Genomic DNA, 11,924 nt, shown 5'->3' on the forward strand with positions numbered 1-11,924 from the left:
GAACGCTCTTGCGAATGGAGCTTGATGGACGACGAGACCGACGAGGCCTTCGAGGCTCTGTTGCGCTATATGCGCGATTCTCGCGGCTTCGACTTCACCGGTTACAAGCGCACCTCACTGGTGCGTCGTGTCCGTCATCGGATGGGTCAGGCCGGTTACACCTCGTTCGATGAGTATCTTGATGTCCTGCAGGCCAACCCGGCCGAGTTCGCGTCGCTGTTCAACACCATTCTCATCAACGTCACCGCTTTCTTCCGCGATCTGGAAGCCTGGGAATTCATCGGCGCCGAGGTCATTCCGCGGATCCTGGCCGAGCGTGGGCCCGACGATCCGGTCCGGGTGTGGAGCGCGGGATGTGCGTCGGGGCAGGAGGCGTACACGCTGGCAATGCTGCTAGCCGAGGCGCTGGGTCCCGATGCGTTCTGGCAGCGGGTCAAGATCTACGCCACCGACATCGACGAGGAGGCGCTCACCGAGGCACGCACCGCGTCCTACGACGCCAAGTCCGTCGAGTCGGTCCCGCCAGATCTGTTGGCGCGCTATTTCGAACAGGTCAACAGCCGCTACGTTTTCAAGAAGGATCTGCGCCGCGCGGTCATCTTCGGGCGTAACGATCTGGTCAAGGATGCCCCTATCTCGCGCGTCGACCTGCTGGTCTGTCGCAACACGCTGATGTACCTCACCGCCGAGACGCAGCGAAACGTATTGGGCCGCCTGCATTTCGCGCTCGCGCCCCGGGGCACGCTGTTCCTCGGGCACGCCGAGATGTTGTTGAGCCACAGCGACCGCTTCGCGCCGCTGAACCTCAAGAACCGGATCTTCCGCAAGGTCGACGCGTTTCATGGCGCGGTGGACCGCTACGGCGCGGCCGCCGCGTTCTATGAGCGCCAGGTCGACTTGCCGGGCCTGGCCTCGGTGCGAGACTTGGCTTTTCGGGCCAGCCCGGTGGCTCAGATCGTGGTCACCGGTGAGGACACCGTCGCGATGATCAACCAGCAGGCGGAGAGCCTCCTCGGGCTCTCGGCCCGCGACATCGGCCGGTTGCTGCGAGATCTCGAAGTGTCCTACCGTCCGGTCGAACTGCGCTCCTACCTGGAGCAGGCCAAGGTGGAGCGCCGGTCGGCGCGGATCCCCGACGTCAAGTGGCAGCGACCCGGCGCCGAGACGGTGTGGTTCGAGATCCACATCAACCCGCTCGTCGACGCCGAAAACGGGCTGCTCGGCGTGTCGATCGTGTTCTTCGACGTTACCGCGACGCGAGCCCTCCTGGACAAGGTCGTCCAGACCAACCACCAGCTCGAGGCGGCCTACGAAGAGCTGCAGTCCACCAACGAGGAACTCGAGACCACCAACGAGGAACTGCAGTCCACGGTGGAGGAACTCGAGACGACCAACGAGGAACTGCAGTCCACCAACGAAGAGCTCGAGACGATGAACGAGGAGCTGCAGTCCACCAATGACGAACTGCACACCATCAACGACACGTTGCACGAGCGCAGCGTCGAACTGGACGACGCCAAGAACTTCCTGGACTCGCTGATCAACTCGGTTCAGCTGGGAATGGTCGTGGTGGACCGGGAGATGCGGGTGGTGGTGTGGAACCGGGGATGCGAAGACCTTTGGGGGCTGCGAGCCGACGAGACCACGGGGTCGATGCTCACCGCTTTGGACATCGGCCTGCCGCTGGACGGCGTGCGGCCCTTGATCGGCAACGCGTTCGTCGACCCGGACAGCGCCGGCGAGGCGGTGGTGGAAGCATTCAACCGGCGCGGCCGGCCGACCCGGATACGGGTCTTATGCACGTCGTTTCGGTCGGCCGGGGGAACCGTCGCCGGGGCGCTGCTGCTCATGGAGGTTGTGGGCTAGCCCTAAGTCAGCGGTCGGTTGCCCACCGCGCGACCGCCTCCTTGGCCGCTTGATGAGCCAGTTGTGCGCGGCGAATCGACTCCTGCGCCCTATGCCGCGCGATGGACACGGTGTCAGCAGTGGCGCCGAATCCTTCGGAAAGATCATCGTGTCTGCGCCGCAGTTCGGCCGCGCGGTCTCGCGCCGATTCGGCGCGGGCGGCTGCCCGTCCCATAGCCTCGTCGAGCTGTGTGGCGGTCTCGCCCCCGGTGCCCACTGTTTCTCCCTCGGCTCCCACCTCTACGGTGGTGGCCTCATCGCCCCTGCCCGCCGTCGGGCGTTGCGCCAGGGGACCCAGCGGTATCGCGGCCCCGCCTTCGTCTGGCCGCGGCTTGACCAGCGGCGCACCGGCGACGATGTCGGCCAGGACGTGCCCGATCCTGTAAATCGGCAATACGAGGTCGGCGCCGGACCGCGCGGCCGCCATCGGCATCGACGCATATTTGGCGGTTTCCGGGCTTTGGGCGATCACGATTGCGCCGGCCCGCTTCATGGCGACGGTGCCGACGGCGCCGTCTTGCCCCGAGCCGGACAACACAACCGCCACGCTCCGAGCGCCGTACGACTTGGCCACGGACGCCAGCAGCAAGTCAAAGCGGCGTTCCCCGAGCGGCTCCGTTTCGTGCAGCCAGCAGATGCCGTCCGGTGCAACTTCCAGGTGCATGCGGGGCGGACACACGGCTACGTGCCCCGCCGCCAACGCCTGCCCGTCGCGCGCCCAGCTGACCCCATGGGGTGTTTGCCTGCCGAGGAGCGTCGGCAGCACGCTGCTGAGACCCCCGAGGTGTTGTTGCACGACAACTGCGGCCGGGAACTCCGCCGGCAAATCGCGCAGGACGATGGAGAGGGGTTCCAGGCCGCCCGCCGACGCCAGCAACACCACCAGCTCAACCGGGGGATGGTGCTGGTCGGTCGTCATTGTCTCAGTGTCCCCCCGCCCGCGGATAAGTGACAGTTCGCTTGGGGGCGCCGCAGGTCACCCGTGCGACTGCTATCCACTATGCGAAACGTAGGACGCGCGGCGAAGAGCGGCCGGCTAGTTGTGTTTCGTTGCGATGGAGCAGGGTAGGACTTTCTTGGTGGCCGCCGAGCGCAATCAAGGTGGGACGGAGTGCTGGTGAAGATCGCGATCGTGACGGGTGACGACATCCTCACTGACGACCCTCACCAGCTTTGTGCCGCGCTCGCTGCCCGGGGACACCAGGCGGTCACCTACGTCAGGCAACGAGACAGGCGACCCGCGGAAGCGACCACCGACGGGGGCTGCCGGATCAGGTCGATAAGCGTGGGTCCGCGCGTGGCGGCTTCGCCGGCGGAGGTGCTGCCCCATGTCGGGGAATGGGCCGCGACACTTGAACGCCTCTGGTCAACCGATCAACCCGACGTTGTGCACGCCTACGGCTGGCTGGGCGGGCTGGCCGGGCAGTTGGCCGCGCGACGGCAGCGCATACCGGTCGTCCAGACCTTTCAGGGGCTCGTGGCGACCTCGCGTGGCGGTTCGCGGCAAGAGAGCGAGCGTGAACGCATCGAGCCGCTATTGGCGCGCGGCGCGGGCTGGGTGACCGGTGAGTGCACCGCGGACGTCGAGCTGCTGGCCCGGCTGCGTCGCAGCCGGGCGCGCGTTTCCGTCCTGGGCAGCGGCGTCGACGTGGAGCGTTACAGTCCGGTGGGACCGGTGGTCGCCCGGAACGGCCTGCACCGCGTTCTTGCCATGGCACCCGATCTTTCGTCGCACAACGGTTTCGACATCGCTATCCGAGCGCTGCCCAGGGTGATGGGGACGGAGCTGGTCATCGCGGAAACGGCCGCCGGCGACCCCGCCAACGCGGCCGCGCGCGCCGCACTCGAACACCTCGCCGGCGAGTTGGGGGTGGCCGACCGGGTCCGCTTCGCGGGTGCGGTCGGCGCCGACGATCTGCCGAGGCTGCTGCGATCCGCCGACGTCGTCGCGTGCACGCCGCGCCAGCCGCCGCTCTGCGCGACGGCGTTGCGGGCCATGGCAAGTGGCGTGGCGGTGGTCGCACTTCCCGTCGGTGTCCTGAGCGACGTCGTCGTGGACGCCGTCACCGGGCTCGTGCTGTCCCAACACAGCCCGGCTGCGGTGGCCGCCGGCTTGAGAAGCCTTCTGGCGCAAAGCTTCCAGTGTGACAGCATGGGGGCGGCCGGCCGAAGCCGCGCGGTGTCGCGGTTCAGCTGGGACCGGATCGCCCTCGACTCCGTGAATATTTATCTACGGCTGGCGTCGCCGCGTCCGGCGCCATCCGACTTGCAGCCGGCGGAGCCGCAGTGACCGTCGTCGCCGACGCCGCGACGTCCGGCGTTCGGGATGGGGTAGCGGGTGGATCCGACGCGATAGAGGTCGACCTTCGCGCCGCTCCTGCGACCTATGCGTCGCCGGGGTATAGCCCTGCGGCCGTTCGCTACGAGCAGTTCCGCACCGTCGATCAGGGGGCTGCGCGCCGGTTCTTTGCCGGCGCCTACACGCCGGGCTGGCGGATCAACGGACACATCGGCCGCTGGGCCATCACCCATCAACGTTGCGCAGCGGGCTCGATGACGATCGACGAAGTGGTGATTGAGGGTCGGTTGGGCGTCGAGATTCCACCCGCCGACTCCGTCGTCGTGATCCAACCCCGGGCGGGATCGCTGGCAGTGACCGGTGTGCCGTTCCCGCATGTGGAATGCCCAGTGCTGGTGGCGCACGGCATGTCTTGCGCGCTGCAGGTGAACGGCGCCCGGTTCGACGTGGTGACTATCCAGGCGGAGGCGCTGAACAAGGTCGCCGCGGAGTCACATACGCCGTTGTCGCAGCAGGTCCGGTTCCTGAGTTGCCGCCCACGCTCGCGCGGCGCCGTGCCCGCCTGGCATCGAGCGCTGGAGTACGCGACGGCAACCCTGGCCGCCCCCGAGACCGCCCAGCAACCCCTGGTGGTCGCGATGCTGGCCCCCTTGCTGGCCGGCGCGCTGCTCGAGTGCTACCCGTCGAATGTGACCGAGCTGGATCCGGCCAGCGACCCCGCGCTCCCAGCGACGCTCAAGGACGCGGTGGCCTTCATCCACCGCCACGCCGCGGCGGACATCGGCATCAACGACGTGGCCGGCGCGGTGCATCTGACGCCCAGGGCGGTGCAGTACCTTTTCCGGCGCCAGCTCGATACCACGCCGACGGAGTACCTGCGCCGCGTCCGGCTGCACCGCGCGCATCAAGAGCTGATGGCGGGTGGGCCGACGACGGCGACCGTCACCGAGATCGCGCAGCGTTGGGGCTTCGCCCACACCGGCCGGTTCGCGGTGCTCTATCGGCAGACGTACGGGCAGAGCCCGCACACCACGCTCAAACAAACGATGTAGCCCGGCCGCGTCTAGCATGTGGGCGTGGTCGAGATTCACGTGGAGCGCACCATCAACGCGCCGGAGGAGCAGGTCTTCGACTGGCTGGCCGACCCGGTCAACCTGGCCGCCGCCCCGCTCGCCCTGCGGGGCCGTTACGCGAAGGGTTCGCCGGGGCCGGGTGCGGGCGCGGTGCGCGAGGTGCTCGGGGTGGGGACGTGGTTCCGCGAAGAGATCACGGCCTACGACCGGCCGCGCAGCTACTCCTATCTCATCGTGCGGTCGTTCCCGCCGTTCAATCATGACGGCGGCACGCTGACGTTCACCGCTTCGGGAGGCGGCACCCACGTCGACTGGCTGAGCAACTACACCCACCCCGCGCGGGCCGGGGGCAGGCTGCTGGAGGCGGTCACGTATCCCCTGCTTCGCTCCAGCTTCCTGGCGATCCTTGACGCCTGCGCGCAGCGGCTGGGGAAGTAGTCGCCGTCAACCGCTCAATCGGTGCATCAGCTGGCCGGCGGCGTATCGCCCGCTGACCACGGCGCCGGTGACGGTGGCCGGATTATTGACGCCGACGGCCTCACCCGCCAGGTAGAGCCGGTCGCCGATCGGTTCGGCCAGCCGTCGCCGGTCTTCCAGGCCGGAACCCGGCGCGTGAAACGAATACGCGCCGCGTGCATAGGGGTCGATCGTCCAATTCGACGTTCGGACCTCCACGGGGGAGATGTCGTCGCCGAACAGTCGCCGGGCGACGGGCAGGGCGGTCGCCATCAGGTCGCCGGGCGAAGACGACTCCGCCGACCGGCCGCGATCACCGGCGTTGAACGCCAACACAATTGGGCCCGCCGCGCTGGGCAGGGTGAACCACTGCGACCACACGCCCGGGGCGGTGCCGAGGAATTGGTAGAAGGCGTTCTCCACGTTCCAGGTTCGGCGGGTGAAACGGAAGAAGCTCTTGGACAGCGCGCCGAATCCCAGTGCGGTCACGGCACGCGTGTGTCCGTCGGGAAGGGGCGGATCGAACGCGATGGCACCCGATTTCAGCACCCCCAGGGGGACGGTGACGATCGCGGCGGCGCCCTCGAACGACCGGTTGGGAGCCTGCACGACGACGGAGCTGTCGCGTCGCGCGATCGCGGTGACCGGCGTGCCCAGCGTGACCTGAAGGCCGTCGGCCAGCAGCCTGGGCAGGGCGTCGTACCCGCTGGTGACCACGCACTGCTCGCCGCCGGCGTAATCGCCCTTGTCAAATGTGGTGGCCGACAGCTGATCCGCGTCGGCGGCGTATTCGTTCTCGATCTCGGTGGTGAGGTAAAAAGCCAGCTGGGCGCGGTCGGATCCGGAAAGCTCTTCGGTTTGTGCCGCGGAGTTGACGGCGGCGCCGAGGCTCCCGCCGTCCACCTGGCCACGAGCCGCTTCGACGAACTTGCGCCAGGTATTCGGGTCGTAGTGCAGCGGCTGCAGCGGGGGATCGACCGCGAGCTTCGCCCACCCGTAGTAGTCGGTGGCGGCCAGCTGGGCCCGCGCCCGGCGCGCCAGTTCCGTCACCGGGTTGTCCGCTGTGCCGTGGATCCAGGACGCGCCCATCTCGAGCGGTACGCCCCAGTCGTGGTTGGTGTATACCCTGCCGCCGATGCGATCGCGGGCTTCGATAACGCGCACCGGCCACCCGGCGTCGGCGAGGCTGCGCGCGGCGGACAGCCCCGCCATGCCGGCGCCGACGATGAGCACCGACTTGGTGTCGGGTGGCGGCGGGTGACCCGTCGCGCAGGCGGCCGCCAGCCCTCCGCCGACCACGCACGTCGAGGCCGCGAGAAACTCCCGACGGCTCATCGGGGACACGTCTGTCAGCGTCCCACACCGCAACGGGCCGTGGGCCGGGATTGTTGCACGATCGTGCTGAAAATGTCGGCGTGTATCGGCCCATTTCGCCGCGGCCATCGTTCGGTGAGGACTAAACTCGCGTACATCCGGAGTGCGGCAATGTTGCCGCGTTCGAAGGGGGAGCGCGATGGGTGCTGGGCAATCGATTCGCACAATCGGGCGGCTCCCCGACGAACTGCCGCCAAGTCGCACGCTGACCGTGCGCGCGGCCGACGGAACTCCTTTGCACACCGAGGTTTTCGGGCCACCCGACGGGTATCCGATCGTGCTTACGCACGGCATCACCTGCGCGATCCGGGCGTGGGCACACCAGATCGCCGACCTGGCCACCGATTACCGGGTGATCGCCTTCGACCATCGTGGCCACGGGCGCAGCGGCGTTCCGCGGCGCGGCGGCTACAGGCTCGAACACCTTGCCTCCGACCTCGATTCGGTCCTCGAGGCGACATTGGCGCCGGGTGAGCGCGCGGTGCTGGCCGGTCACTCGATGGGCGGCATCGCCATCGCCGCCTGGTCGACGCACTACCGCGACAAGGTCCGCCGGCGCGCCGACGCCGTCGCGCTGATCAACACCACCACCGGGGATCTGGTGCGGGAGGTCAAGCTGCTGTCGGTGCCGCGCGAGTTGCGGGGATTTTCAGAGGCGCGGGTCCTGGCCGCCCGTGGCCTGATCAACGTGTTGGGCGGGTTCCCGGTGCCCACCGCGGCCCGGCTCCCCAGCCGCTATGTGGTCGCGATGCTGGCGGTCGGACGGGACGCGGACCCGAGCGCCGCTCGGATCATCTACGAGCTCTTCGCACAGACATCACCCGCCGGGCGCGGCGGATGCGCCAAGATGCTCGTCGACGCGTTGGGGTCGCGGCATCTGCACCTGGACGGTTTGACGGTGCCCACCTTGGTCATCGGCAGCGAACGCGATCGGCTGACGCCGATCGGCCAGTCCCGCAGGATCGCCCGCACCGCGCCCAACGTGATCGGCCTCGTCGAGCTGCCCGGTGGGCACTGCTCGATGCTGGAACACCCGGGTGAGGTCAGCCGCCACCTGCGGTCGCTCGCCCAATCGGTGAGCCACGACGTGCGGATCAGCTCATAGCAGGGCGGCCACTTCTGCGGCCGCGCGTTGGCCGGACCTGACGGCGCCGTCGAGGAACCCCGTCCATTCGTCGGCGGTCTCGGTCCCGGCCCAGTGGATCGGCCCGACCGGCGCGCGCAAACACCGCCCGAATCGCGTCCATGAGCCCGGTGGCACCGCCGCCGTCGGGCCGCCCGGTGCGAAACCCTCTGCGCCCCAACGGTGATCGACATAGTCGAGGGGTTTGAGCGCCTCGTCGCCGAACAGCGACGCGAAGCAGCGCAGCGCGTCGCGGCGGCGCTGCTCGGGGAGAAGCGAGTCGAACGCGCGGGCGTCCACGAATCCCATCAGGATCCCAGGCCCGTCGGCGTGCGGGCTGACGTCGAAGGTGATGAACACCGGGCCCTTGTCGGACAGCGCCTGCCCGGAGAACCCGTCGGCGCGCCAGAACGGTGTCTCGTACGCCGCGTACGCCTTGCTGAGCCGGCCCTGCGGCCAGTGCCGGGCGAGTTGGTCGTACTCGGCGGGCAGCGGGGGAGCGAACTCGATCGACGCGCGATGGGCCGGGGGGATCGCGACGATGACGAACCCGGCCTCGACGGGGCCGGCGTCACTGGTTACGGTCACTCCCGCGCCGTGGCGGTCGATGCGGCGCACCGGCGCGTTGAGCACGACGCGCGCGCCCAGTTCGGCGGCCGCCACCTGGGCGATCTGCTGGGTGCCGCCCGGAAAACGGTCCTGCTGGGCACCGTTTTCGACGTCGAGCAGCCGGTCCAGGCCGCCGGCGGCGTGGGTGTAGCGGGCGGCGTGCAGCATCGACACATCGTCGGGTTCACACCCCCAGGTCACCCGGGCCACGATGGCCATCAGGTCGAGCGACGAGGCCGTCGCGCGCACCGAGCGCAACCACCCGCCGAGCGACATGCCGTCCAGCTCGCGCGCCCGGCGCGCGTCCCAGGGGGTCGCCACCGGCACGCCACGGGCGATCCTCTCGAATTGCCAACGCAGCCGGCCGATATCGAGCAGCCCGGTCAGCGACAGCTTGGGAATCGTGCCGCGGTACGGGCGGGCCCAGCCGCGCCAGTGGATCACATTCTTGCCGTCGTGGTGGGTCGGGGCGGTCGGGACCTCGAGCTCGGCCGCCAGCGCCAGGACGGCGTCCTGGGTTGGCCCGACGAACGTGCCGCCCAGATCGGCGGGCAACCCCGCGACGCTGCCCGTGAACGAGCGCCCGCCGACGCGGTCGCGGCCCTCGAACACCAGCACGTCGTGGCCCTGGCGCGTCAGCTCGCGCGCCGCGCACAGCCCGGCAAAGCCGGCACCGACGACGACAACGTCGACAATCCGCGGCGGCTTTGTCACGCCCCTAGTCAACCGCATCTCGACGGTGTCGCAGGCGCGAACGTGGACTTGTGGCGCGAATGACCCGAAAACTCGCCGCCGGCGGGCAAGGTCTAGGGCGCGACCGTCAGCCAGTCTTTGAAGCCGGAGGGGTCGTGGCGGCCCAGCGCGCCGTGCTCGTAGAGGCCCCAGCCTTCGACCGGTTCCCCGTCGCCGTCGCGGCACAGCGCGCGACCCACGTGGTCGATCACGCCGAAGCCCGAGCGCGCGACGATCGCCGGGTCGGTCATGTCGTAAGTCAGGCGCTCGACGAACTTTTCGCCCTTCCACATGCCGTGCAGCCAGTCGGAGTCGCCGCCGTAGCCGCCTCCGACGTGGATGGGCACGGGCAGCTTGGACTCCACGTCGAAGTGAACCGGTGTGCCGTCGGGGGCCGTCGCGTCGATCGTCGCCCCGGTGGGGATGCGGGTGCCGGAGCGGTAGTGGATCTTGACCCGCGGCCAGCCGAGCTGTTCGACGCGGCCGTCGCGCCAGATCCGGGTGCAGTCGTTGAGCGAGCGGAACCCGTTGGGCTCCTCCTGGATGATCAGCACGATGGCGAAGTCGTTGAACGCCATGGGCACGTACAGCCACCACATGCCCTCGAACGGGGGGTCGGCGGGCCGGCCCGCGGGCTCGGGCTCGCCGATAGGCCTGATGCCCCAGGACCGGTCGCGGCTGCCGAGCCAGGTTCCCGGGTCGACGGCGATCTCCTCGCCGTCAATGGCGATGCGGCCGCTCCAGCTGCCGAGCTGGGCGAACCGCTGGGCGTCCAGCGTCACCCGGTTGCCGGTCCGCAGGACGTGCGGCTGTTCCTGGACGACGTCGAACAGCCCCTCCCAAGTGAGATCGGCTGCGATGCCCTCGGTTTCGTCGAGGACGAGGCGCAGCTTGCGCAGCGGTTCGCTGACCTCGATCCGGTAGCCGTTGACGCGCTGGTTGAGCCGGTCGGAGTCGATGGCGTCGGACAGGTGCACGGCGGTCTGCGTGTCGCCGCGGCGGATGAGCACGAACGCGTCCTTGACGCCGAGGTTGGGGTAGTAGCCCATGCCGCTGATCAAGAAGATGTCGCCGGTGCGGTCGTGGGCGTTGAAGTAGGAGCGGTCGTAAAAATTGCGGTCCGAGCTACCCGGCCACGCGATGGGTTGCGGAAGCTGGTGTACCGGGAACTCGTCGAGCGGGCCAAGTATTTGCGGCATCAGCGCTCCTCTCCGATGAGACGTTTCATCAATCCGGCGTGGTAGAACAGCGATTCTGCAAAATTGGGGTCGTCGGGCATCTCTATCTCGCCGAAGTGCACCCGCCGGGCGCCGGTGCGCATGAACACGCACGCCCACATCACCCCGGAGTAGACGTAAAACCAGCGCAGGTCGCCAACCTGCACGCCGGTGAGCCGCTGGTAGGTGGCGCGAACGTCGTCCTCGCGCATCACGTCGGGCAGTCCGGGCAGCGTCGCCAGGCCGGCGAGCTCCTGAAAGACCATGTGCGCGTAGATCATCCAGGCGACATCCAGCTCGCGTGGCCCGAGCGTGACCATCTCCCAGTCGAGCACGGCGACGGGCCGGAAGTCCCGGTACAACACGTTGCCCACCCGCGCGTCGCCCCATAGCAGCACGGGTTCGCGTGCGGCCACCTCGGCCGGCCAGTTGTCTTCCAGCCATCCGAAAGTGCGCTCCAGCAAGGGCGATCGGCCGATGTCGGGCACGGCGAAGTCGTACCACGCGCGCACCCAGTTGAAGTGCCTGCGCAGCGCGGTGTCGCCGTCCTGGCCTTCGGTCAGGAAGCTGAAGGTCTTTTCCGCGTTGGGAATCGAATGCAGCGTCGCCAGCACCCGGACCGTGGCGTCCTGCAGTTCGCGCCGGCGTTCGGCGGGGGCGTCGGCAAACCAGTTGCCGCCGAAGGTATATGGCATGACGTCGGGCGGCACCACGCCATCGACGTAATCCATCAGGAAGAAGGGCGTGCCCAGGACGCTGCCCGTCGGCTCGAGCCAGCGCACGCGCGGGACGGGGACGTCGGTCAGCTCGCCGACGGTGCGTATCACCTCGAACTGGTGGTCGAGCCGGTACGTCGGGAAGACCTGCACGTCCTCGGCGGTCGGCGCCACCCGGGCCACCAGTTTTTCCTCGACCGGTTGGCCGTCCTTTTGCCAGCGGGCGCTCAGGATGATGGTTTCCGACGACATCCCCGTTGAGTCGACGCCGCTTTCCACGGTCACCTCCGGCGTCGCCCCGCCCGGTAGGACGGTCGACAGCCATTCCGACAGCACCGCGGGCAGCGTGGTGACGTCGCGGCTGGAGCGCTGAAGTCGGTCGACTTTGTCGAGCACGGGTTCCGTGGCCATAGGTGCCTC

The 11,924-nt window shown here is 68.8% G+C and carries 10 protein-coding genes; 5 read left to right on the forward strand and 5 right to left on the reverse strand.

Translation table 11 applies throughout. The features are described 5' to 3' along the window. Positions 1-24: 24 nt before the first annotated feature. Entirely contained in the window at positions 25-1,866 is a 1,842-nt protein-coding gene (locus tag A5764_RS03470; RefSeq protein ID WP_067108539.1) for a CheR family methyltransferase, read from the forward strand. Positions 1,867-1,873: 7 nt separating this feature from the next. Here A5764_RS03470 and A5764_RS03475 read toward each other — a convergent pair whose 3' ends face one another. After that, positions 1,874-2,824 (reverse strand): chemotaxis protein CheB, encoded by a 951-nt coding sequence (locus tag A5764_RS03475; protein WP_197501189.1) that lies wholly within the window; start codon positions 2,822-2,824, stop codon positions 1,874-1,876. 198 nt (positions 2,825-3,022) lie between these two features. Here A5764_RS03475 and A5764_RS03480 point away from each other — a divergent pair, with 198 nt between their 5' ends. From A5764_RS03480 to A5764_RS03490, 3 genes are all read left to right on the forward strand, one after another. Beyond that, entirely contained in the window at positions 3,023-4,195 is a 1,173-nt protein-coding gene (locus tag A5764_RS03480) for a glycosyltransferase (protein ID WP_067108784.1), read from the forward strand. Between the two features lie 62 nt (positions 4,196-4,257). Further along, positions 4,258-5,256 carry a helix-turn-helix transcriptional regulator gene (locus A5764_RS03485; protein WP_067108787.1) on the forward strand — a complete coding sequence of 333 codons (999 nt, stop codon included), beginning with the start codon at positions 4,258-4,260 and terminating at the stop codon, positions 5,254-5,256. Between the two features lie 24 nt (positions 5,257-5,280). After that, positions 5,281-5,715: an SRPBCC family protein gene (locus tag A5764_RS03490; RefSeq protein WP_067108790.1), complete on the forward strand. Its 435-nt coding sequence runs from the start codon at positions 5,281-5,283 to the stop codon at positions 5,713-5,715. 6 nt (positions 5,716-5,721) lie between these two features. On the opposite strand, the gene A5764_RS03495 is transcribed toward A5764_RS03490, so the two are convergent. After that, positions 5,722-7,068, reverse strand: a complete 1,347-nt coding sequence (locus tag A5764_RS03495) for an NAD(P)/FAD-dependent oxidoreductase (protein WP_082951456.1) — start codon at positions 7,066-7,068, stop codon at positions 5,722-5,724. Between the two features lie 178 nt (positions 7,069-7,246). Here A5764_RS03495 and A5764_RS03500 point away from each other — a divergent pair, with 178 nt between their 5' ends. After that, positions 7,247-8,212: an alpha/beta fold hydrolase gene (locus A5764_RS03500; RefSeq protein WP_067108549.1), complete on the forward strand. Its 966-nt coding sequence runs from the start codon at positions 7,247-7,249 to the stop codon at positions 8,210-8,212. On the opposite strand, the gene A5764_RS03505 is transcribed toward A5764_RS03500, so the two are convergent. The 3 genes from A5764_RS03505 to A5764_RS03515 all read right to left on the reverse strand — a co-directional run bounded on the left by A5764_RS03505 (position 8,207) and on the right by A5764_RS03515 (position 11,915). Beyond that, positions 8,207-9,553, reverse strand: a complete 1,347-nt coding sequence (locus A5764_RS03505) for a flavin monoamine oxidase family protein (RefSeq protein ID WP_067108552.1) — start codon at positions 9,551-9,553, stop codon at positions 8,207-8,209. The genes A5764_RS03500 and A5764_RS03505 overlap by 6 nt on opposite strands. Positions 9,554-9,645: 92 nt before the next feature. Further along, on the reverse strand, positions 9,646-10,770 hold the full coding sequence (locus tag A5764_RS03510; protein WP_156664472.1) for a hypothetical protein: 1,125 nt from the start codon (positions 10,768-10,770) through the stop codon (positions 9,646-9,648). Further along, complete coding sequence (locus tag A5764_RS03515) at positions 10,770-11,915, reverse strand: phosphotransferase family protein (RefSeq protein ID WP_067108555.1); 1,146 nt, start codon at positions 11,913-11,915, stop codon at positions 10,770-10,772. The genes A5764_RS03510 and A5764_RS03515 overlap by 1 nt, the downstream gene beginning before the upstream one ends. Positions 11,916-11,924 lie beyond the last annotated feature (9 nt).

The sequence above is a fragment of the Mycobacterium sp. 852002-51057_SCH5723018 genome (assembly GCF_001667035.1).
In the GTDB taxonomy this organism is placed as follows: Bacteria; Actinomycetota; Actinomycetes; order Mycobacteriales; family Mycobacteriaceae; genus Mycobacterium.